The sequence below is a fragment of the Pseudomonas sp. NFACC24-1 genome, from assembly GCF_900115235.1.
In the GTDB taxonomy this organism is placed as follows: domain Bacteria; phylum Pseudomonadota; class Gammaproteobacteria; order Pseudomonadales; family Pseudomonadaceae; genus Aquipseudomonas; species Aquipseudomonas fluorescens_AA.
This window is the reverse complement of the sequence record NZ_FOVS01000024.1, coordinates 42,761-64,740: the sequence shown is the minus strand read 5'-3', so window position 1 is coordinate 64,740 and position 21,980 is coordinate 42,761. Positions and strand designations below refer to the sequence as shown.

Sequence of the window (21,980 nt, the reverse complement as noted above, 5' to 3'; positions counted from 1 at the left end):
AAGTTTCAGCCCTTGTTGAGGGCCTGGGCCGCCGCCAACACCGCATCCACATGCCCCGGCACCTTCACGCCACGCCATTCCTGGCGCAGCACGCCGTTCTTGTCGATCAGGAAGGTGCTGCGGTCAACGCCCAGGTATTCCTTGCCGTAGAGCTTTTTCAGCTTGATCACGTCGAACAGCTGGCAGACCGCCTCGTCCTTATCGCTGATCAGTTCGAACGGGAACTCCTGCTTGCACTTGAAATTCTCGTGGGACTTGAGGCTGTCCCGGGAGACGCCGAACACTTCGGTGTTGGCGGCCTGGAATTGCGCGTACTGATCGCGAAAGCCCTGGCCTTCGGTGGTGCAGCCGGGCGTGCTGTCCTTGGGGTAGAAATAGATCACCACCTGCTTGCCCTTGAGGGCGGCGAGGCTGATGGTCTGTCCGCTGGTGGCGGGCGCCTGGAAATCGGTAACCGGCTGGTCGACGGCAACGGCCATGAATGCTTCCTTACATTGGGTTTTGTGGGCGCCACGGTTCGATCAGCGCATCCAGGTTCATCGCATCGGCGAAGTCCAGGAACTGATCGCGCAGCCAACTGATCTGGGTGCCGGCGGGCAGGGTCACGGTGAACGTGGCGTTGAGCATGGTGCCGCCGGTCTGTGGGGCCTGATAGGTGTCGCAGGTCAGGTTCTCCAGCTCGACGTGGTGGTCCATGAAGAACTGGCACAGCTCATTGATGATGTCCGGACGGTAGGCCGAGCTCACGTAGGCCACATAGGGCAGGGCCTGGGGACGGTTCTCCAGGGCGGCGCTGCGCACGACGTTGACGGTAAAGGCATGCTTCTTGGCCAGTACCGGCAGGCTGCCTTCCAGGCGCGCCAGGGCGTCCCAGCTGCCGGAGATCTCGAGCACGAGTGCACTGCATTCGCCATGGCGGGTCAGGCGTGAGGTTGCGACGGCGCAGCGATTTTCATGGCTGGCGCGGCACAGGACGTTAGTCAGCTCCATGGGGTTGGCGCCAAGGGCACTGATAACAAGGAATTGTTCGCGGACTGTGGGGGTGGACATGCAGCATTCCTAAAGCGATGAGCGGTCGGTACCTTTGCCGCTCGACACAGCGCCCGGCCCGGGAAAACGAACGGCTCAAGCCTTGTGCCCAGGGTTGCGCTGCATTCCGCGACAGCGCGAATGCACCAGGACAAACCCGGGATCGGGGCTTGTGGCGTCGAAAACGGAGGCTGGAAACCGGCGTATGAGCTTGTCGGTACCGATCAAAGCCTGAAGGGTAGCGAAAACCATCGCCCAGGGGAATGGTAGTTCGCTTGTACAAGCATCTTGGCGCCAGTACCATTACCGCTCTCTTTTTCCGGCAGGAGCGGTTTCATGATTGCGGGCAGTATGGTGGCACTGGTCACACCCATGGATGCACAAGGGCATCTTGACTGGGCCAGCCTCAGCAAACTCGTGGACTTCCACCTTGAGAACGGCACCCATGCCATTGTCGCCGTCGGTACCACCGGCGAGTCGGCAACCCTCGACGTCAATGAACACATCGAAGTCATCCGTGCCGTGGTCAAGCAGGTCAACGGTCGCATCCCCGTCATCGCCGGTACTGGCGCCAACTCGACTCGCGAAGCCGTCGAGCTGACCCGCAACGCCAAGGAAGCCGGTGCCGACGCCTGCCTGCTGGTCGTCCCGTACTACAACAAGCCAACCCAGGAAGGCTTGTACCAGCACTTCAAGCACATCGCCGAAGCCGTCGACATCCCGCAGATTCTCTATAACGTTCCCGGCCGCACCTCCTGCGACATGCAGGCCGAGACCGTGATCCGCCTGTCCACCGTGCCGAACATCATCGGCATCAAGGAAGCCACCGGCGACATGAAGCGCGCCAAGGCCATCCTCGATGGCGTGAGCAAGGACTTCATCGTGCTGTCCGGGGATGATCCGACAGCGGTCGAGCTGATCCTGCTGGGTGGCAAGGGCAACATCTCCGTCACCGCCAACGTTGCCCCGCGCGAAATGGCCGACCTGTGCGAGGCCGCGCTCAAGGGCGACGCCGAGACCGCTCGGGCCATCAACGAAAAACTGATGCCGCTGCACAAGGACCTGTTCATCGAGGCCAACCCGATTCCGGTGAAATGGGCCTTGGTCGAAATGGGCCTGATGCACGAAGGTATCCGCCTGCCACTGACCTGGCTGAGCACTCCCTGTCACGAACCGCTGCGGCAGGCCCTGCGCCAGTCCGGCGTCCTGGTTTAATTGAGGAAGTACAACGCATGAAGCGAATGGCCGGACTTTCCGCACTTGCCTTGATTATCTCCAGCACCAGCGGCTGCGGATGGATCTGGGGGCCGGAAGGTTACTTCCGCGATCGTGGTAGCGATTACCTGCAAGCGCAACAGACTGCACCGATGCAACTGCCGCAAGACGTCAACGTCGCCAAGCGCCTGGATCCGCTGCTGCCGATTCCGCGCAACGTCGCGGACGACAGCGTCAAGGGCGAATACGTCGTCCCTCGTCCACAGCCGCTGTCGGCCGTGGCCGACGCCAGCGACTACACCCTGCAGAAGAGTGGCGATTCCAGCTGGGTCATGGGCCAGCATCCGCCAGCCGAAGTCTGGCCGGTGGCGATCCAGTTCTTCCAGGACAACGGTTTCCGCCTGGACGAACAGCGCCCGCAGACCGGCGAGTTCACCACCACCTGGCAGCGTTCCGATGAACTGTCTGCCGCCATGGCCAAGCGCTTGAGCGCCGCCGGTGTCGCGGCTGACAGCGAAACCCGCGTGCGGGTGCGTATCGAGCCGGGCGTGCAGCGCAACACCAGTGAAATCTATGTGGTCAGCGCCGAGCGTCCTGCCGGCAGCACCGCCGACGTGGCCTTCACCAACCGTTCGGTCAACACCGGCCTCGACGCTGCGCTGGTGGACGACATGCTCGCCAGCATGAGCCGTACGGCAGAGCAGGGTGGTTCGGTCTCGATGCTGGCGTCCAAGGAATTCGATGCGCCGAGCCGCGTCAGCCTGAGCGAAGACGGCAGCGGCAACCCGGTGCTCAACGTCGGCTCCGACCTGGACCGTGCCTGGTCGAGTGTTGGTCGTGCGTTGGAACAGGGTGAGTGGCGCGTTGAGGACATCAACCGCAGCCTGGGCCTGTACTACATCAACCTCGCCGAGAAGGCCGAGAAGAAAGACGACAAGCCTGGCTTCTTCAGCGGCCTGTTCGGCAGCAAGCCGGACAAGGAAGAGATCGAAGCCCGCGCCGAGCGTTACCAGGTTCGCCTGAGCAAGGTCGGCGAAAGCGTCCAGGTCACCGTCGAGAAGAACATCAACACCGTGGCGCCGGCCGATGTGGCCCGCAAGGTATTGAGCGTGATTCAGGATAACCTGGGCTGATCCGATGCGTTTCGCCGTTCTCGGCAGCGGTAGCCAGGGCAACGGCACGCTGGTCGCCAGCGCTGGCACGTACGTGTTGGTCGATTGTGGTTTCTCCCTGCGGGAAACCGAGAAGCGCCTGTTGCGCCTGGGTGTGCACCCGGCGCAACTGAGCGCGATACTCGTAACCCACGAACATGCCGATCACGTGCATGGCGTGGGTTTGCTGTCTCGGCGCTACAATCTGCCGGTGTACCTGAGTCGTGGGACACTGGCTGGCCTGCGCAAACCCATCGAGCCAGCCGGCTTCGTGGTCGGTGGCGAGCCACTGCGTATCGGTAGCCTGGACATCAGTGTGGTCAGCGTGGCGCACGATGCCCGGGAACCGACGCAATATGTGTTCAGCGACGGCGAGCGGCGCTTCGGGCTGCTCACCGACCTGGGGTCGTATTGCGACAGGGTGATGGACAGTTACCGGGACCTCGATGCGTTGATGATCGAGTCCAACCACTGCCGTGACATGCTGGCCCGTGGTTACTACCCGTACTTCCTCAAGCAGCGGGTTGGCGGGGAACACGGACATTTGAACAACCACCAGGCAGCGTTCCTGGTGGCCGAGTTGGGCTGGCAAGGCCTGCAACATCTGGTCCTGGCCCATCTGAGCAGCAAGAACAACCTGCCGCAGCTGGCCCGGCAATGTTTCGTCGACACCCTCGGGTGCGACCCGGACTGGCTGCAACTGGCCGATCAAGATTCAGGGCTCGACTGGCGACATATCGCCTAGCCCACTACTTAGCAAGCGGAGCCCATCATGGAAAAACGTGAAGAACTCTACCGCGGCAAAGCCAAATCGGTTTACAAGACCGACGACGCTGACCGCTTGATCCTGCTGTTTCGCAACGACACTTCGGCGTTCGACGGCAAGCGCATCGAACAGCTGGACCGCAAGGGCATGGTGAACAACAAGTTCAACGCCTTCATCATGCAAAAACTCGAAGCCGCCGGCGTGCCGACCCAGTTCGACAAGCTGCTGGGCGACAACGAATGCCTGGTCAAGAAGCTGGACATGATCCCGGTCGAATGCGTCGTGCGTAACTACGCCGCCGGCAGCCTGGTCAAGCGCCTGGGCGTGGAAGAGGGCATGAAGCTCAACCCCTACACCTTCGAGCTGTTCCTGAAGGATGACGCCAAGGGCGACCCGTTCATCAACGAATCCCACGTCGTGGCATTCGGTTGGGGCACCGCCGAGCAACTGGCCCGCATGAAGGAATTGTCCCTCAAGGTCAATGACGTGCTGACCAAGCTGTTCGACGACGCCGGCCTGTTGCTGGTGGACTTCAAGCTTGAGTTCGGCGTGTTCAGCGACGGCTCCATCGTCCTGGGCGACGAATTCAGCCCGGACGGCTGCCGCCTGTGGGACAAGGACACCAAGAAGAAGATGGACAAGGACCGCTTCCGCCAGGGCCTCGGTGACGTCATCGAAGCCTACGAAGAAGTCGCTCAGCGCCTGGGTGTACCGCTGTAATCGACGCAAGCATCTGATAGCACGGAAAAAATTTCGCTCGGGGGTTCGCTTCCGGCAAATGTGCTGGTATGATGCGCGCCACTGGAGAGATGCCGGAGTGGCCGAACGGGACGGATTCGAAATCCGTTGTACTGGCGACAGTACCTAGGGTTCAAATCCCTATCTCTCCGCCATTATTGAATACGACTAAGCCCCTGAAATGGTTGAACATTTCAGGGGCTTTTTCGTTTTTGGCGTTTTGTCGCGTGGCGAACGCGGCGACATGGATTGTGTGGCCTTACTGCGAGCGTGAACGTCGGGGCGCGGATCGCCTGACCTATGATTTGCGCCGCGATTTAAAGACTGGGACAGGCCACAGTTTTGAGTTCACTCATCATCAGATCGTGATCTGTTCCCATTTCTTCCCCCTCCCTCGTATTGAGAATACAGAGGGATGAACGGCATCAGTAACTTGACTTCTAGTATCCAGATGGATACGGTTTGCCCATGAATTATCTCATTCAGCAAACGCAGACGTTTACTGCTTGGCACTCATCGGTTCGTGATCTGCGAGCAAAAATCGCTATCGCCCGCCGCATTGATCGCGCCGCAGCAGGTAACCTGGGCGATGTGAAACCTGTCGGTGATGGTGTTTCAGAGTTGCGTGTGGATGTAGGCGCTGGCTACCGGGTCTATTCACCATGCGCGGTGGAGTGGTCATCGTGCTACTGGCTGGGGGCGACAAGTCTTCACAGAGTGCTGATATCCGGCGAGCGAAGAAATTGGCAAAGGAGATTTGAGCATGAGCCAACACCTGACGACATTTGACATGGCCGCACTACTCGATAGCGACGAAGCGATCAGTGAATACCTTTCCCAGGTGTTGGCTGATGGTGATAGCGAGGAGTTTCTCCGAGCGATCGGCTATGTAGCCAAGGCCCGAGGCATGGCGCAGATCGCTAAAGACTCCGGCATGGGACGAGAAAGCTTGTACAAGGCGTTCGCCCCCGGATCAAAACCGAGATTCGATACCGTACTCAAGGTCATTCATGCGCTAGGCATCGATCTTCATGCGCAGCCTGGGCATGCGGCTAATCATTCACCTGTCTGAAGAGTGGATTAGAGCGGAGACTGGGAACAGGCCACGATTGTGAGTTCATCTGTATTCAGCCTGCCTCTAATCGTGGTCTGTCCCCGCTTTCTCCCAATCGTGGTCTGTCCCCGCTTTCTCCTTTCGTCACCCTGACTGGTTTTGGGGGATTTTATCAAAGACCTTGAAAGGGCTGGCTCTTAGAACGACGTTTGGACTATAGGGCCTCGCTGGAGAAATCATCAATCAGATGATGCGTAAGAAGATTTCCTGAATTATGTGGGCGGGAAATGTCGGAAAATTCCCTTCTGCAATTTGCGTTCAAGCCAGTCATCTGCTTGGCTTGCCCATGGCCACCGGGGCAAGGCGGGCAGTCTCATCGACAACGCCCTCTCTTAACGGACAAGCGCCAGGCAAGGTGTTTTCGACGGTCTAAAAGGATTTTCCTGGAGGCTTGACGATGATTTATGGAGTTTTGGCCTACGTGCAGCAGTTCTATAACTGGCTGACGACGGGCAACAACATGACCCCTCCAGAAAATGCCGGTGGCGCTGCGCCCGTACGTGCCCAAGTGGTCCAAGGTGGGGGCCATCCAAATGTCCAGCAGCAAGCCCCGGGTGTTCAGCAAAATGCGGTCATACCACCGCAGAATGCGGGGTTCAATGGTGTTCCGTTTCCGCCTCCGCCGCCCATGAACGGGCTTAACGTCATGAACATGAACGTGGTTCCTGCTGCTCTCAGCTTGCAGGAGGCCCTTGTCAGTCGAGAGGTCAGGGCGTTGCGCGTGCGTGCCAACGTGCGGGCTCGACAGGGCGAGAGCGGTCATGTCCTGGCCCGGCATCATCCCTCCCTGACGGACCAGCAACTGATGGACAGGTTGTTGACTGGCCTCGATCCGGAAGGTGAGCCGGCTCCGACCAGTGGTGTCAGTTCGCGTTTTGCCTCCGAGGATGTGTTTTTCGAGTCGTTGCGGATGGTCCATATCACAATGACCAACGCGCTCGTCAAGACGCGTCGCTTGCTCAAGCCTAACCTCGATGCCTGTGCCCAGGCCGAAGCGCTGTTCCTTAATGCCGTGGGCGTTCAGCGGGGGCTTGCGCAAACGCAGCGGACAGAGGCCTACAGCGATTTGCGCTTGGCGATTCAGTCACTGACAACCTTGCCTGATCATCTTCCGGTGGAGTGGGATAACGTTCGACGCTGTGTCGTCCTGTATCCCAAATATGTCATCAACCTGCATCAGCGCGTGCAGGCTGGAACGGGGTTCTATGGCACCGGCCCGTTACCCAATACGGTCGTCAATGGTCGACTGCCCAAGGGGCTCGGCAAGCAAAGAACGATGCAAATCTATGCGCGTGTACAGCCTTTCAATGGCCCCGCCGACAACACACTCACCGTCTTCGTCACGCCCGATTCGCCGATGAATGCGTTTGGCCGCAAACACAGCGTGGAAAGTTGGGGATTGATTACTCATTACCCCCAATATCATGAGGAAGGTAACGTTCGCATCACGGGTAGCAATTGAATTTAAATGTGGTGCGGGCGATGTCAGAAAAGTCCCCTAAGCGCCTGCGTTCAGTCCCCTTTTTATCCCGCCCAACCCGCTCCGCAACCTGCATGATCACAGCCCAAAGCTTTGTAACAATTGGACTAATGGTCTATAGCTCAAGGCATGGCTGCCGATAGGTAAGTTAATCCCCATGAAAGGAGTGACACCCCATGTTGCGGTTTTTCGCCGATCTGGGCTTTCGCTGGAAAATCACCCTTCCGATCGCATTCCTGGCTGTGTTGCTGGTGCTGATGGGGTGGGCGGGCATGCGCGGTATTGGTCAGGTGACTGAATCCAGTACGCAATTGACCAAACGTTATCTGCCGGCGATCAGCCTGCTGCTCAACGCTGATCGTGATCTTTATCAGGCTTTCGTTGCCGAGCGCAGCCTGCTGGATGGCCATGCCGACGAGCATATTCAAGCGCTGGGCACCAGTCACAGCGAGAATGCGAAGCAGGCTTATGACCGCGTGCAGAAATATGCCGCGATGCAACCCGGTGCCGAGGCGCAGGCCTTGGTCAGTCAGTTCAATGACAGCTTCGGGAAATGGATGCAGGTTTCGCGGCGGGTCGTCGAACAGTCTGTAAGGGATCCGCAGGGCGCTAGTGCCCTGAGCTTCGGTGACAGTGAACGCCTGTTCGAAACCATGCGCGACTCCATCGACAAGCTCGGTGAGCTGGAAGATGCGGCGTCCCATCGCGAAGGTGACGCAGCGATTGAAAACGGTGAGACGGTCGGCGTGCATCAAGGCGTGATTCTGCTGGTCGGCCTGCTTGGTTGCATCCTGGTGCTTGTCGTTCTGCCACTTGTGGTGCTGAGCCCTATGCGTCGACTGCTGCACCGCGTCGAGCAGATTGCCGAGGGTGGTGGCGATCTGAAAGGCCGTCTGGAGGTCCGTTCGGCCGATGAGTTGGGCCAGCTGGGCAGTGCCTTCAACCGTTTTCTCGACAAGTTGCAGCCATTGATCGCCGAGGTTGGACGGGTGACCGGGGAGGTCGATTCCGCAGCGCGTGCCATGGCCGATATGGCCGCGACGAATGACCGCTTGATCAGCAGCGAACATGCGGCGCTCGATCAGGTCAGCACCGCCGCCACCCAGATGAGCGCGGCGGTGCATGAAGTGGCGCATAACGCGGTGAGCGCCTCGGATGCCGCGCAACAGGCGAGCAGTCAGTCTCGGGACGGTGCCGAGGTGGTCAGCAGCACCATCGAGTCGATCCGCCAGTTGGCCCAGGAAGTGGAGAGCGCTTCGGGCACGATCGAGGCACTGGCCCAGGAAACCTCCAGCATCGGCGCCGTGCTCGAAGTGATCCGGGGCATTGCCGAACAGACCAACCTGCTTGCGCTGAACGCAGCCATCGAGGCGGCACGGGCGGGTGAGCAAGGCCGTGGTTTCGCTGTCGTGGCCGACGAAGTCAGGGCCCTGGCGGCACGCACCCAGGACTCGACCAAAGACATTCAGGTGCGCATCGAGCGCTTGCAAAGCGGTGTCGCCAAGGCCGTGCAAGCCATGCAGGTCGGCAGCAGCAAGGCCCGGGACAGCGTCGAGCGCGCCGCGGGGGTCGATGAGGTGCTCAGCGGTACCAGTGGCTCTATCCAGCGGATCAACGACATGGCCGCGCAGATCGCCAACGCGTGTGAAGAGCAGAGCAGTGTCACCGAAGAGATTGCCCGCAACATCTCCGACATTCGCGACTTGTCCAACGAAGCGGCATCCAATTCCGCCCAGAGCATGCAGGCCAGTCAGCAGCTTTCGAGCCTGTCGAGAAACCTGGCGGAACTGACCGGCCGCTTCCGTACCTGAAGCCGGTGGTGTGGTGCCTACTGGCGACCTCCTGCGAGCCCTGCATCAGCAGGGCTTCGTCCTGATGCCCGGTGTGTTGGATGCCGGGCAGATCGCAGTCCTGTGTTGGTCGATCCGGCTTTTGACCTGCCGATACAGGTGTGTTGGGCGACCACCAGGAAGCCGAATACGATTGAGCCTGGCTCAGTCAGATCCAGACATCGTTCACCGCCGTTCGCTCATTGGTTTCTTCGCCGGTATTGATCACACCGCGGGGCTCGATCAACAGCAGTTTCACTTCCTGGGCGGCGCTGGGCTTATGCTCCACACCTTTTTTGACCACGTACATCTCGCCCGGGCCAATCGTCACCGCGCCGTCGCGAAAATCGATACGCAGCTCGCCCTCCAGCACGATGAAGGTTTCATCGGTATCGGCGTGGGCGTGCCAGATGAAGTCGCCTTCGAGCCGGGCGATCTTGAATTGGTAGTCGTTCATTTCGGCCACGACTTTCGGCGTCCACTGTTCCTGGAACAGGGTGTATTTCTGAGCGAAGTTGATGGGGGCGTAACGGGTCATCGAGGCATCTCCTTGGTGGGGTGGTGCGTCCTACTTTAGGGTTCGAGCCAGCGTGCGTATTGGATGATCGTGCAGCTTTTTGCGCCGCGCAGTCGCTGTCCTAGCGTCGCATGTTCAGCCAGCGTGCCGGTGAAATACCGAAGGCCTGGGTATGCAATCGGGTCATGTGGCTCTGATCGAAAAAGCCACAGGCCAGGGCCACTTCGCTCAATGGCGTACCGTGGAATGCCAGGCGTCGGGCTTCGCTCAAGCGGCGCTGGGTGATATAGCGATAGGGGCTGGTGCCGTACAGCGCCCGGAAGTCCCGGGACAGACTCCATCGGTCCCTGCCGCTTGCCTGCACCAGATCGTCCAGGGTGATCACCTGGTCGAGGGCATCGTGGATGAACAGGCGGGCACGCTCTGCCGCCGGGTAGTCGATCAGCCGCCGTCCACGCCTGCTGCCCGCCGCAATGTCGAGGGCCTGGGCCACATCGTAGATGGCGTCCTCTTCCTCCAGCGGGTCGAGGGGATGATCCAGGCTGTTCAACAATCGACGGGTCGCGATGTTGAGGCGCGGATCGCTGGACAATCCACCTTCGATGAAAGGCAGCGGCCTGCCCCCCAACACCTGCTGGATCACCGACGGTTCTATGTAGAACATCCGGTAGCGAAAGCCATCGCGGGTCCCTGCTTCGCCATCGTGCACCTCGTCCGGGTGCAGGACGATGGTGCCGCCGGGCTGGCTGTGACGCTTGCTGTGGCGATAGTTGAAGCTCTGGACGCCCGAAAGCGTGATCCCGATGGCGTAGGTGTCATGGCGATGAGTGGTGTAGCCGTGCCCACTGAAATAAGCCTCGATGCGTTCCATTTTCCTCGATTCAGGCGCCCGCACCAGCCAATCGCGGTTGTGGATGGATCGAGTCATTTGCACCAGCCTCCTGTCTTCGTCCGCATTACCCTACCTGCCTGGAAACCATCGTCACAGCAAAAAAGCGGAACCGATGTAGGAGCTGTCGAGTGCAACGAGGCTGCGATCTTTCCCCTGACACTTGAATCTCAAGCGAAAGATCAAGATCAAGATCAAAAGATCGCAGGCTTCGCCAGCGCCTACAGACCCCGCTTGGCGCTGTTCAGATCTCTTTCACGGGCGTCTCGTCATGAACATTCTTGATCAACCTGACGGCATGAAGGCAGTCACTCTTGTTCACATAGGCTTCGCCACTGGCGATCGTTTCGTGGTTGCCGGCTCTCAAGCGCCAGCGCCATTGGCCTTTTCCGGTGTTCGGGGTGCCTCGGGTCTGTCGATAGATTTCAAAATACATCGGTTCGCTCCCTGCGATTCATTTACTCAAGACATGCGTTGAACATGTGGCTGCAAGCCTAGCCAAGTGGTTGGTTTTGGCTATGGGAAATTCGTTTCCATTGGTTATCAGATATTGCTGGGCATGAGCCCTGGTTGGGAATTTGACCGTAGCCATATAAAAAGTCATGTTGCGAACATGTGGTCGACTGAAGTTCTGGCTGGATCCTTGCGTTGCCCTGCCTGGTCCTGCTTAATACGGTTCGACGCCTAGGGCCGGAAGCCCGATGGGACTGAAAACACTATAAGAAAAAGAGCCATCAAGTGACTGAATATCCAGGAGCGGATCTGCAAGGTCGTCTAGCGCTTTCGCTTGTCATTCCGGTCTATAACGAAGCCCAGTCCATCGATTTGTTCATGGCCAGGATCGATCAGGTCTTTGCCCATGAATCGCTGGTGAGCCTGGAGCTGGTGTTCGTCAACGACGGCAGCGTGGACGATACGTTGGCGCTGCTGCTGGACAGGCAGAAGGCCGACCCGCGTATCCGCATCGTCGACCTGAGTCGCAACTTCGGCAAGGAGGCCGCGTTGAGCGCGGGCCTGCAAGCCGCCCGTGGCCAGGCGATGGTGCCGATCGACGTCGATTTGCAGGACCCTCCCGAAGTGATCCTGGACATGATCGCCCATTGGCGCAACGGCGCCGAAGTGGTGCTGGGGCATCGGATCAATCGCGACTCCGACTCATGGGCCAAACAGGTTTCCGCCAACGGGTTCTACCGGCTGCACAATAAAATCGCCGACCACAAGTTGCCGGAGAATGTCGGCGATTTCCGCTTGATGGATCGCTGTGTGGTCGATGCCCTTCTAACCCTGCCCGAATCGCGCCGCTTCATGAAAGGGCTGTTTGCCTGGGTGGGGTTCCGGACCACCCACGTGGACTATGTCAGGCCTGAGCGGTCCGCCGGTGAAAGCAAGTTCAATGGCTGGCGCCTGTGGAATTTTGCCCTGGAAGGCATCACCAGCTTCAGCACCGAACCGCTGCGTATCTGGACGTACCTGGGGCTTTGCGTCTCGCTGGTGTCCTTTGCGTTCGCCATGTTCATCGTGTTGCGGACCCTGATTTCCGGGGTCGACCTGCCGGGCTATGCCTCGCTGATGGTTGCGGTCACGTTCCTGGGCGGACTGCAACTGATCGGTATCGGCGTGCTGGGGGAATACCTGGGCCGCACCTATATCGAATCCAAGCGTCGGCCGGTTTTCCTGGTGCGGCGCATTTATGACCCCAAGGACTGACCATGGATCTCAAGGAAACCGACATCCTCGGTCCCGATATCGAGCAGCATTGGTACTACCGATCGAAAGCGCGGGCCATGCTCCACATGCTCAAGGGCACCTCGGCCAGTACGTTGCTGGACGTGGGCGCCGGGTCGGGCTTTTTTTCCCATCACCTGCTGACCCATACCCCAACGGCCCAGGCCTGGTGCGTGGACATCAGCTATCCGGCCGACTCCGACGCCAGCACCGCCGGTAAACCGGTCCGCTACCGACGCGCCATCGACACCTTGGACGCCGACCTGGTGTTGCTGATGGATGTGTTGGAGCACGTGGATGATGACGTGGGCCTGCTCAAGGCCTACGTCGCCAAAGTGCCGTCCGGCAGCCGCTTCCTGATCACTGTGCCGGCGTTCCAGTTTCTCTGGAGCGGACATGACGATTTCCTCGAGCACAAGCGCCGCTATACCCTCAAACAACTGGAAAGCGTCGTGGCGCAGGCCGGTTTGCAGGTCCAGCAAGGGGCGTATTACTTCGGCCTGGTATTCCCCATTGCCGCCGGCCTGCGCCTGTTGCAGCGCAAAGCTTCCGGGGCACCGGCCAAGTCGCAGCTTGCGCGGCATCATCCGCTGGTCAATGGCGTGTTGAGGACCCTGTGCAGCCTGGAGCGTCCATTCATGGGGGCCAATCGTATCGCCGGCCTGACGGTGTTCTGCCTGGCGCAGAAGCCGTGACCTGGACGCACTCGCCGCTGCTGCGACGTGCCTTGCGCTTTGCCATGACCGGCCTGTTCGTCACCGCGGTCCATGTGGTGGCTGCCGTGCTGTTTGTGCACCTGATCCTGGCCAACCCGCCACTGGCCAACGGTTTTGCCTTTGTCGTCGCGACGGTGGTGTCATACCTGATCAACACCCTCTGGAGCTTTTCCAGCCGCTTGCATGGTCGCACCCTTGGCCGTTTCGTCGTGGTATCGATCGGCGGGTTCTGGCTGGCGATGCTGGTGGCCTGGGTAGCCCAACGTGTCGGCCTGGATTACCTGGCGGGCATCGCGGCCGTGGCGCTGATCATCCCTGCGTTCACCTTCATCCTGCATAATTTCTGGACGTATCGATGACCGTTCGCGGCAAGCATTACCTGGTTTCCTTGTTGCCCATACTGCTGGGGACGCTGGCGTTCCTGCTGGTGATCGGCCCGCGGGTGCTGGACCCGACGAACATCGCCTGGTTGGGGGAGGGCGATGCGGCGACCCATTACATGGGCTGGGCGTTTTTCCGCAGTTCGCCCTGGACCTTTCCGTTAGGCATGAACCCTTCCTATGGGTTGGAGTTGGGCAACGGCATCATTTTTTCCGACTCCAATCCGCTGCTGGCATTTGTGTTCAAACCCTTCAGCGCCTGGCTTCCCGAGACGTTCCAGTATTTTGGCCTGTGGTTGCTGGCCTGTTTCATCCTGCAAGCCTGGTTCGGCTGGAAACTGGTCGGCCTGCTGACGCCGTCGCTGTGGATCAGGTTGTTGGGTACCGGGTTGCTTGTGTTTTCGCCGCCGATGTTTCTGCGCATGGGCGGGCATCTGTCGCTGTCCGGGCATTTCCTGATCCTGGCGGCCTTGTACCTGGCGCTGATGCCCGGTTTGCAAAAACGCCGGCTGGCCTGGGGCGGGCTGTTGGCCGCCACAGCGCTGGTACACGCTTACCTGTTGGCCATGGTGGCGTTGATCTGGCTGGCCGACCTTGCCAGCCAGGCCTGCAAGGGCCGGGTGTCCCGGCGCGATACCTGGATCGAGCTGGTTGGCTTGTTTTTGCTGGTTGCGTTCTGCTGCTGGCAGGCGGGTTATTTCAGCGTGGGTGGCGGGACCGTGGCGGGGGGTTATGGGCTGTATCGCCTGAACGTGATGTCGCTGGTCAACCCCAGCGGCTGGTCACACACCTTGCGCGACATGCCCCAGGGCCCCGGGGACTACGAAGGTTTCAACTACCTGGGATTGGGTGTCCTCATGCTGGCGATCTGCGCTGGCGTGGCATTGCTGCAAGGCAACACCGGTTTGGCGAATGCCGTGCGCCACAGGCGACTGTTGCTGTTGGCATTGATCGGGCTGACGCTGTTTTCGCTGACCAACCACGTCGGTATTGGCATGCTGAATATGCACTACTGGCTGCCCAAACCCCTTGAACTCCTGGCAAACGTCTTTCGCGCGGCCGGCCGAATGTTCTGGCCCGTGTTCTACGCCATCGTATTTGTCGTCATCTTCGCGGTGATCCGCGGTAACAAGCCACGGGCAGCGGCGTGCCTGCTGGCCATCGCCCTGGTGGTGCAAGTGCTGGATACCCGCGCGGGATGGGCCGGCCTGCGCCAGAGCCGGATGGTGCCGGCGGCCTCGAGTTGGCCCACGGCCATGACCGATCCGTTCTGGGCCAGCGCGGCCCGTCAGTATTCGAAAGTCCGGACGCTGTTGCCGCAGAACCAGCCGGACAACTGGCTGATGACCAGCCAATACGCCCTGGCGCATGGCTTGGAAACCGATGGCGTGTACCTGGGACGCATGAGCGACCGGGCGATCGAGCGAGCCCAGGGACACGCCGATCAGATGCTTGCCAGCGGCCAGTACGCAGCCGATTCGCTGTACATCCTCGACCCTCGCGCCGCGCTCCAGGCGGCGAAAACCGTCAATCGCCCAACCGACCTGTTGACCCGTATCGACGGCCTCGTGGTGTTGGCGCCGGGCTGGAAAACCTGCGCCCAATGCCCGCCGTTTGCCGGCGAGACGCTGGACATGCAGGTCAAGCTCGGTGAGCGCCAGGTGTTCAGCCGAATCAACGCCATGTTGGCCGAGGGCTGGGGGCGCGTCGAGGAGTGGGGGACCTGGTCGGAAGGGCCCGAGGCTGAGATTGTTTTGCGCATACCGCCAGAAGCGCGGGCCATTTCGATCGAAGCGGCGGCGTTCGTGCAGCCCTCGCACACGCGCCAGCGGGTAGAGGTCTTGATTAACGGTGTTGAAGCGCTGTCGACGCAGTTCACGCGCCTGCAGGACAACACCCTTGAACTGCCCCTGACACCGGCCATTCGTGAAACGATTGGCGCGGATGGGCGGTTGCGCGTGCATTTCCATTTGCCTGATGCCATCAGTCCCAAGGTGCTGGGGTTGGGGAGCGACGAGCGAGTCATGGCGCTGGGACTGAAATCATTGACCGTAAGGTAGGTCTTCTTCACTTGGGTCAGCGATTGCTTCACTGGACCGCGCCCGTAGGAGCTGTCGAGTGCAACGAGGCTGCGATCTTTCCCAAGACGCTTGCGTTTCAAGCAAAAGATCGCAGCCTTCGGCAGCTCCTACAGCCCCGCGTGGAATCAAGGACCAACTCTTTGGCGGTATTACCCAGGTGCTTCGCCTTTTTGCGCATAGACGCGCAGCCCCCGGCGTTTCTACACTGCAGCCAGTGAAGGAATCGGGGGCAGTGGATGAACCGCAACGAATTGCGCAAGGCCGACATCAACCTGATGGTGGTTTTCGAAACGTTGATGCTTGAGCGCAACGTGACGCGGGTGGCGGAAAAATTGTTCCTGGGCCAGCCGACCATCAGCTCGGCCCTCAATCGCTTGCGCAAGATGTTCAACGACCCGCTGTTCATTCGCGTCGGCCATCGCATGGAGCCGACGGCCCGGGCCGAGGAGATCATCCAGCATCTCTCGCCGGCGCTCGATTCGCTGTCGGTGGCTTTGAGCCTGACCCACGATTTCGATCCCGCCAACAGCACCATGACGTTTCGCATCGGCCTGTCGGACGACGTCGAGTTCGGCTTGTTGCCGCCGCTGTTGAGCAGCCTGCGGCAAGAGGCGCCGCAAATCGTGTTCGTGGTCCAGCATGTCGATTACTGGCGCATCCCCGATTTGCTGGCGTCAGGCGACATCACCGTGGGCATCAGCCAGACGCGCGGCCTGCCGGCCAATGCCAAGCGCAAACTGTTGCGACACATTCAACCGCGCGTATTGCGTGCCGATGCATCGGACACGCCGCTGACCCTGGACGAGTACTGCTCGCGACCTCATGTGCTGGTGTCCCATACCGCCAACGTCGCCGGGTTCGCTGATGAATGGCTGGCCGAGATCGGACGCACGCGCCAGGTCGTGCTGTCGGTGCCGCAATACAGCGCATTGCCAGCGTTGCTGGCCGGCACCGACTTGATCGCCAGCCTGCCGGACTATACCGCCGTCGCCATGGCCGCTTCTGGGCACCTGTTCAACGAACCCTTTCCTTTCAAGACCCCGACCCTGGATTTGTCCATGGTCTGGCTGAGCCATGTCGACAGTGACCCGGCCGAACGCTGGTTGCGGTCGCGGCTGGAGGCCTTCATGGGCGAACGCACGCCCCTGGCAGAGTCCTGATACCGGCCCGAGGCGAAACAAAACCTGCCTGAACGAATAAAGTCGAGGTAAGGTTATGACGGCTGAACCCCCCTCGTCATATTTTCGAATCGGAGTCGAACACATGCCTCACCTGCACATGGAGTACACCGCCAACCTGCCCGAGCTGAAGGCCGAGGTCGCACTGCTGCGCCTGAACAATGCACTGGTGGCCTCCGGTCAATTTTCCGCCGAGCACGACATCAAGAGCCGGGCCGTGAAGCACGAGACTTTTCGAGTGGGTACAGGGATCGGTGAGCAGGGTTTCGTGCACGTGAAACTGGCCTTGCTCAGCGGACGCTCGCCGGAAATCAAGAAGCAATTGGCCGATAGCCTGCTGGCGGTGATCCAGGACCTGGGGCCATGGCCGACCGGGGTCAGCGTGCAGCTGTGCGTGGAGATCCTCGACATCGATCGGGACTCGTATGCCAAGGCCTTGATCGGTCAATGACGATCAGGCGTCGTTTGGGCGCAGGCCTTGATGATTTGTTCGCGTAGCCAGGCGTTGGCACTGTCCTGATCGAGGGCCAGGCTCCACTGCATGTTCAAGGTAAACCCTGGCAGCCCCCTGGGCGCTTCGTGGTGATTGAAAATCGCCTCGTTGGCCAGCAGTTTCTGGATGCGGCGGGGCAGGGTCAGGATGAAGTCGGTGCCGGTGATCATCTTCAGTGCGGCACTGTAGCTGTTGGCGCGAGCGGCGATTTGCCGGTGATGCGCCTGCTGCGACAGCCAGCCATCCACCATGTTGGTCGCTGACGCCCAGGGTGTCGGAAACACGTGTCGGCGCTGTACGAACGATTGAAGGCTCAGTTGCGCCTCAAGTGGCGTCGCCCGTTTATCCACGACGCAGACCAGGTCTTCCTGCAACAGCTGCCGGGATTTGAAATCGGTATGGTTGCTGTGGAAGTTCGGGCCGAAGCAGATCACCAGGTCCAGGCTGCCGTCCCGTAGCTCTTCGGCGGGTATGTCGGCTTCGAGCTTGTGCACGTTCACCACCACAGGCAGATTGGCGTAATCGAAGCCTTGCAGCAGTTGCGGCAGGATCAGGTGTTCGAAATATTCCGGTGCGCAGATATTGAAGGTAATGGCTTGCCGGGCCGGATCAAAGGTTGGCCTACCGGCATGGCACAGGTTGATGCTTTGCAAAATGCCGCGCACATGATCGTACATGCCCTCGGCCCTGTAGGTGGGGCGCATGCCGGTGCGGGTGTTGATAAACAGTTCGTCTTCGAAACAGGTTCGCAGTTTCTTGAGGCAATAACTGACGGTTGACTGGCTGACGCACAATGCCTCGGACACGCCGGTGACACTGCTTTGCTCGTACACGGCGCTAAACACCATGAGGTCCTGCATGTCGAGCTTTCTGAGGGAGTTACTGTTCAGCATCCGTTCTGTCTCTCGCTGTGCTCCTTGCGCGGATCTTGCGCAAACCAGGCTGACGATCCTAACGGAACGATGGTGCCAAGAGAATGCCGGGCAGGCGCTTTCATGGTCGGGAACGGGACAGATAATGTAGGGAACACGACGTGTCGATCAACGACCGATTCGTTTGCCTATGTTTAGTTTGCGGCGATCCAAGCTCCATCAAATCCAGGTTTAACCGTCCAGGGTGCCGTGGGACGCTTGCCTGATCTGTTTCCTGTGATGTGCTCATGGACGGTTCGCCCCTGGCATTCCAATACCCTTCATACGCCGCAGTCGACCCGGTCGGCCGGTTCACGCCTGCCATGGCTCCAGTCCTTAGCGCGTTGCCTTCCGAGCTGGCCTTTTGGGCGCTCTGGCATTGCCGGCATGCGCGTCCTCCAGATACTCGTATTTCCTGTTGAGCACTCACCGTGATCGCACAACGGCGAGCACGTATTGACGGCGCTTTGTCGCCCGTCCGACATGGAAATACGAGTCTTCTCATGAGCCTTGCCAAAATTTCTTTTGCACCCGTGCAAGACGCCCAGGCGTTCCTTGCACAGAACCCCGATATCGAGCTGTTCGAATTGTTCATTCTCGATAACAACGGCGTGCCTCGGGGCAAGTTGTTGCATCGGGACGAGTTGCTGGCGGTCTACGAAAGTGGCCGGCCACTGCCCAGTACGATTCTCGGGCTGACCATCAATGGCGACGATGTGGAAAACTCCGGGCTGGTGTGGGACGTCGGTGACATCGATTGCCGTGCCTATCCCATCAGCGGCAGCTTGCAACGCATGCCGTGGCGGTTGATTCCCACGGCCGCAGTGCAGGTCAGCATGCATCCCCTGGAAGGTCGGCCGGCGACCATCGCCGATCCGCGTTATTTGCTTAGCCAGGTGACCGAGGCCCTGCAGGCCGATGGTTATTACCCGGTGATGGCGGCGGAACTGGAGTTTTATCTGCTGGATGCGCACCGCGACAACCAAGGCCGGCCGCAGCCAGCACGGGACGCCGACGGTGGACGACCGCATGCCACCCAGGTTTATGGTTTGCGCGAGCTTGAGCAGATCGAGCCGTTCCTGGCCGACCTGTACGCCGCCTGCAAACTGCAAGGCATCCCGGCCCGGACCGCCATTTCCGAATACGCACCCGGGCAAGTGGAGATCACCCTCGAACATCGCAGCGATGCCTTGCAAGCCATGGATGAAGCGGTGCGCTACAAACGACTGGTCAAGGGCGTAGCTCACAAGCACGGTATGCAGGCGTGTTTCATGGCCAAGCCGTTCGATCACTTGGCGGGCTCCGGCATGCACATGCATGTCAGTCTGGCGGACCGCGATGGCCACAACCTGTTTGCCAGTGAAGCCGGCGACGGCACGCCGCTGCTGCGCCATGCAGTGGGCGGGATGCTCGACACCCTGCTCGATTCGCTGCTGATGTTTTGCCCGAACGCCAACTCCTACCGGCGATTCCAAAGCAACAGCTACGCGCCGCTGGCGGCGACCTGGGGCGTGGACAACCGCACCGTGAGCCTGAGGGTGCCGGGTGGCCCGGCATTCTCGCGGCACATCGAGCATCGTATCTGCGGCGCCGATGCCAACCCTTACCTGGCCGCGGCGGCGATATTGGGCGGCATTCATCACGGCATACGTGAACAGTGCGATCCCGGGAAACCTGTGGAAGGCAACGGCTATGCCCAGGTGATCGAACCGCTGCCCACGGACTGGCTCACCACCCTGCGTGCGCTCGAGGCTTCGACCTGGGCGCGGCAAGCGTTTGGCGAGGCGTTCCTGGATGTTTATCTGGCGGTCAAGCGCGCCGAATACCGTCAGTTCATGGGGGAGGTCGGGGAGCAGGATTGGCGCTGGTATCTGCATCAGGCCTGAAACAGGTGCCTGGCGGGTTCCTTAAATAATTATTTAATAGCAACTTTTTCACGAAAAATTGATGGTGGGCTACCTAAAGTTTGTGTTGCCGTAGGAAACGATTTTTTCATGTTTACTGCGGCACTTCTTTTTCAAAGAGCAACTTCAGGAAACCGTCAACCATCATGCTGACTATTAAAGCCGTGCGCCCCGAGTGGGTGACGCTGGCCGCCAGTGCCTTTTTGTTAGTGGGCTTCAACATCGTGCTCTGGCAACACTTGCTGGCGATCACCACGGCTGACGCTCGGGGCCTGCTGATGTGCGCGGCGTTTGGCCTGATGATTTTCTGCGCGTTCAACCTGGTGTTGACGCTCGTGGCCTTCCGTCCGCTGCTCAAGCCCGTGTTGATGCTGCTATTCCTGATCAGCGCTGGCGTGGCATATTTCATGGCCCAATACGGCGTACTGATCGACGCCGGCATGTTGCGCAACTTTGCTGAAACCAATGCCACGGAAGTCCGTGATCTGTTGTCGCTGAAGTTGTTTGCCTATATCGGCTTATTGGGTGTCTTGCCAGGCTGGTTGTTGTTCAAGACCCCGATCAACTACCGTAGTTGGCCCAGAGAATTATTAAGTAAGTTGCTGGTCGGCGTGGCCTCGGCCGCCGTGATCGGCCTGGTCGCCCTGGCCAACTACCAAGGCCTGTCTTCATTGTTTCGTAACCACCACGAATTGCGCTTGATGGTTGTGCCGAGCAACTACATCGGTGCTTCATTCGGGTACTTGCGTGAGCAGGTCGCGTCGGTCAAGCAGCCGTTCATCACCGTGGGCGAAGACGCGAGCCGCAACCCGGCCTGGCAAACCCACGGTCGCAAATCCCTGACCGTCCTGGTGGTGGGCGAGAGTGCCCGGGCCGAGAACTTCGGCATCCTCGGTTATAACCGCGACACCACGCCGACACTGGACAAAGAGGCCGGCCTGATCGCCTTCACCGACGTGCATTCCTGCGGCACCGAAACCGCCGTGTCGGTGCCCTGCATGTTTTCCAACATGGGACGCAAGAACTACGACGCCAGCAAGGCCAGGAATGAAGAGGGCTTGCTGGATGTGCTCAAGCGCGCCGGGCTGGAGGTGATCTGGCGGGACAACCAGTCCGGCTGCAAGGGCACCTGCGATCGGGTCACGTTGCAGGATGTCAGCAATCTCAAGGACCCGGCCTTGTGCGCCAACAGTGAATGCCGCGACGAGATCCTGCTCCAGGGCCTGCAACACTTCATCGACACGCTCGACAAGGACACGGTATTGGTGCTGCACCAGATGGGCAGCCACGGGCCGGAGTACTTCAAGCGCTATCCCAAGGAGTACGAGCATTTCACCCCGGTGTGCGAAAGCAACGCGCTGAACAATTGCAGCCGCGAGAGCATCGTCAATGGCTACGACAACACGCTGGTGTACACCGATCATGTGCTGTCGACCCTGATCGACCTGCTGCGGGCCAACCAGGACAAGGTCGACACGGCCATGCTGTACCTGTCGGACCATGGCGAGTCCCTGGGCGAATACAACCTGTTTCTCCATGGCACGCCCTACATGCTGGCCCCGGAGCAACAGAAACACGTGGCGATGCTGGCCTGGTTTTCCGACAGCTACCAGAAGTCTTTTTCGGTCGACACCCATTGCCTGCAACTGAGCCGGGAAAAGCCCTTGAGCCAGGACAACCTGTTTCACTCGATGCTCGGGCTGCTGGAAGTCAACAGCCAGGTCTACAACCGGGACCTGGACCTGTTCGCCAACTGCCGCGGTGCGGTGATCGACGGTGTCCTGGCGCGGGAGTGAGCGCCTGGACCTTTTTTTCACGCGGGGTTGGTTAACCTGTCATCCAAATCTTTTCCAAGAGCCGTTTG

The 21,980-nt window shown here is 59.9% G+C and carries 21 protein-coding genes, 1 tRNA gene and 1 pseudogene; 17 read left to right on the top strand and 6 right to left on the bottom strand.

All coding sequences use genetic code 11. The annotated features are described in order from the left end of the window. Nucleotides 1-5: 5 nt before the first annotated feature. Nucleotides 6-479, bottom strand: a complete 474-nt coding sequence (locus BM317_RS21025) for a peroxiredoxin (protein WP_024616115.1) — start codon at nt 477-479, stop codon at nt 6-8. Between the two features lie 10 nt (nt 480-489). Next, entirely contained in the window at nt 490-1,050 is a 561-nt protein-coding gene (locus BM317_RS21020) for a glycine cleavage system transcriptional repressor (protein ID WP_092476054.1), read from the bottom strand. Between the two features lie 315 nt (nt 1,051-1,365). On the opposite strand from BM317_RS21020, the gene dapA reads away from it, so the two are divergent. The 9 genes and pseudogenes from dapA (at nt 1,366) to BM317_RS20975 (ending at nt 9,304) form a co-directional block, all read left to right on the top strand. Then, nucleotides 1,366-2,244, top strand: coding sequence for a 4-hydroxy-tetrahydrodipicolinate synthase (gene dapA, locus BM317_RS21015; RefSeq protein ID WP_060738759.1), 879 nt, complete (start codon nt 1,366-1,368; stop codon nt 2,242-2,244). Between the two features lie 17 nt (nt 2,245-2,261). Then, a complete protein-coding gene (bamC, locus tag BM317_RS21010; protein ID WP_092172518.1) occupies nt 2,262-3,377 on the top strand; it encodes an outer membrane protein assembly factor BamC in 1,116 nt (371 codons plus the stop codon). 4 nt (nt 3,378-3,381) lie between these two features. Then, nucleotides 3,382-4,140: an MBL fold metallo-hydrolase gene (locus BM317_RS21005; protein WP_072409899.1), complete on the top strand. Its 759-nt coding sequence runs from the start codon at nt 3,382-3,384 to the stop codon at nt 4,138-4,140. Nucleotides 4,141-4,167: 27 nt separating this feature from the next. Continuing rightward, nucleotides 4,168-4,881 carry a phosphoribosylaminoimidazolesuccinocarboxamide synthase gene (gene purC / locus BM317_RS21000; RefSeq protein ID WP_030141208.1) on the top strand — a complete coding sequence of 238 codons (714 nt, stop codon included), beginning with the start codon at nt 4,168-4,170 and terminating at the stop codon, nt 4,879-4,881. An 83-nt stretch (nt 4,882-4,964) separates the two neighbouring features. Then, a tRNA-Ser gene (locus BM317_RS20995) sits at nt 4,965-5,054 on the top strand. A gap of 313 nt (nt 5,055-5,367) precedes the next feature. After that, nucleotides 5,368-5,660: pseudogene (locus BM317_RS20990) on the top strand (type II toxin-antitoxin system RelE/ParE family toxin). Between the two features lie 2 nt (nt 5,661-5,662). Further along, nucleotides 5,663-5,971, top strand: a complete 309-nt coding sequence (locus tag BM317_RS20985; RefSeq protein ID WP_072409893.1) for an addiction module antidote protein — start codon at nt 5,663-5,665, stop codon at nt 5,969-5,971. A 439-nt stretch (nt 5,972-6,410) separates the two neighbouring features. Beyond that, on the top strand, nt 6,411-7,475 hold the full coding sequence (locus tag BM317_RS20980; protein WP_092173170.1) for a hypothetical protein: 1,065 nt from the start codon (nt 6,411-6,413) through the stop codon (nt 7,473-7,475). A gap of 194 nt (nt 7,476-7,669) precedes the next feature. After that, complete coding sequence (locus tag BM317_RS20975; protein ID WP_092173167.1) at nt 7,670-9,304, top strand: methyl-accepting chemotaxis protein; 1,635 nt, start codon at nt 7,670-7,672, stop codon at nt 9,302-9,304. 187 nt (nt 9,305-9,491) lie between these two features. On the opposite strand, the gene BM317_RS20970 is transcribed toward BM317_RS20975, so the two are convergent. The 3 genes from BM317_RS20970 to BM317_RS20960 all read right to left on the bottom strand — a co-directional run bounded on the left by BM317_RS20970 (nt 9,492) and on the right by BM317_RS20960 (nt 11,164). Then, complete coding sequence (locus BM317_RS20970) at nt 9,492-9,860, bottom strand: cupin domain-containing protein (RefSeq protein ID WP_060738754.1); 369 nt, start codon at nt 9,858-9,860, stop codon at nt 9,492-9,494. A gap of 100 nt (nt 9,861-9,960) precedes the next feature. Beyond that, entirely contained in the window at nt 9,961-10,767 is an 807-nt protein-coding gene (locus tag BM317_RS20965) for an AraC family transcriptional regulator (RefSeq protein WP_092476051.1), read from the bottom strand. Nucleotides 10,768-10,972: 205 nt separating this feature from the next. Next, nucleotides 10,973-11,164, bottom strand: a complete 192-nt coding sequence (locus BM317_RS20960) for a YegP family protein (RefSeq protein WP_092173161.1) — start codon at nt 11,162-11,164, stop codon at nt 10,973-10,975. Nucleotides 11,165-11,466: 302 nt separating this feature from the next. Between BM317_RS20960 and BM317_RS20955 the strand changes: the two genes are divergently transcribed. The 6 genes from BM317_RS20955 to BM317_RS20930 all read left to right on the top strand — a co-directional run bounded on the left by BM317_RS20955 (nt 11,467) and on the right by BM317_RS20930 (nt 17,259). After that, nucleotides 11,467-12,435, top strand: coding sequence for a glycosyltransferase family 2 protein (locus tag BM317_RS20955; RefSeq protein WP_092173158.1), 969 nt, complete (start codon nt 11,467-11,469; stop codon nt 12,433-12,435). Between the two features lie 2 nt (nt 12,436-12,437). Beyond that, the gene (locus BM317_RS20950) at nt 12,438-13,148 is read left to right on the top strand and encodes a class I SAM-dependent methyltransferase (RefSeq protein WP_092476048.1); all 711 of its coding nucleotides are present in this window, start codon (nt 12,438-12,440) and stop codon (nt 13,146-13,148) included. A 44-nt stretch (nt 13,149-13,192) separates the two neighbouring features. Continuing rightward, nucleotides 13,193-13,528 (top strand): GtrA family protein, encoded by a 336-nt coding sequence (locus tag BM317_RS20945; protein ID WP_092476081.1) that lies wholly within the window; start codon nt 13,193-13,195, stop codon nt 13,526-13,528. Then, nucleotides 13,525-15,609 (top strand): DUF6311 domain-containing protein, encoded by a 2,085-nt coding sequence (locus tag BM317_RS20940; RefSeq protein WP_092476045.1) that lies wholly within the window; start codon nt 13,525-13,527, stop codon nt 15,607-15,609. Before BM317_RS20945 ends, BM317_RS20940 begins: the two co-directional genes overlap by 4 nt. Before the next feature lie 257 nt (nt 15,610-15,866). Then, the gene (locus BM317_RS20935; RefSeq protein WP_092173149.1) at nt 15,867-16,790 is read left to right on the top strand and encodes a LysR family transcriptional regulator; all 924 of its coding nucleotides are present in this window, start codon (nt 15,867-15,869) and stop codon (nt 16,788-16,790) included. A gap of 103 nt (nt 16,791-16,893) precedes the next feature. After that, nucleotides 16,894-17,259, top strand: coding sequence for a 5-carboxymethyl-2-hydroxymuconate Delta-isomerase (locus BM317_RS20930; protein WP_092173146.1), 366 nt, complete (start codon nt 16,894-16,896; stop codon nt 17,257-17,259). Here BM317_RS20930 and BM317_RS20925 read toward each other — a convergent pair. Beyond that, nucleotides 17,253-18,194 (bottom strand): LysR family transcriptional regulator, encoded by a 942-nt coding sequence (locus BM317_RS20925; protein WP_092173143.1) that lies wholly within the window; start codon nt 18,192-18,194, stop codon nt 17,253-17,255. The two genes, BM317_RS20930 and BM317_RS20925, sit on opposite strands and share 7 nt — an antisense overlap. A 536-nt stretch (nt 18,195-18,730) precedes the next feature. Between BM317_RS20925 and BM317_RS20920 the strand changes: the two genes are divergently transcribed. After that, nucleotides 18,731-20,098, top strand: a complete 1,368-nt coding sequence (locus BM317_RS20920; protein ID WP_170866273.1) for a glutamine synthetase family protein — start codon at nt 18,731-18,733, stop codon at nt 20,096-20,098. Nucleotides 20,099-20,262: 164 nt separating this feature from the next. Next, nucleotides 20,263-21,912 carry a phosphoethanolamine transferase gene (locus BM317_RS20915; protein ID WP_092173137.1) on the top strand — a complete coding sequence of 550 codons (1,650 nt, stop codon included), beginning with the start codon at nt 20,263-20,265 and terminating at the stop codon, nt 21,910-21,912. Nucleotides 21,913-21,980 lie beyond the last annotated feature (68 nt).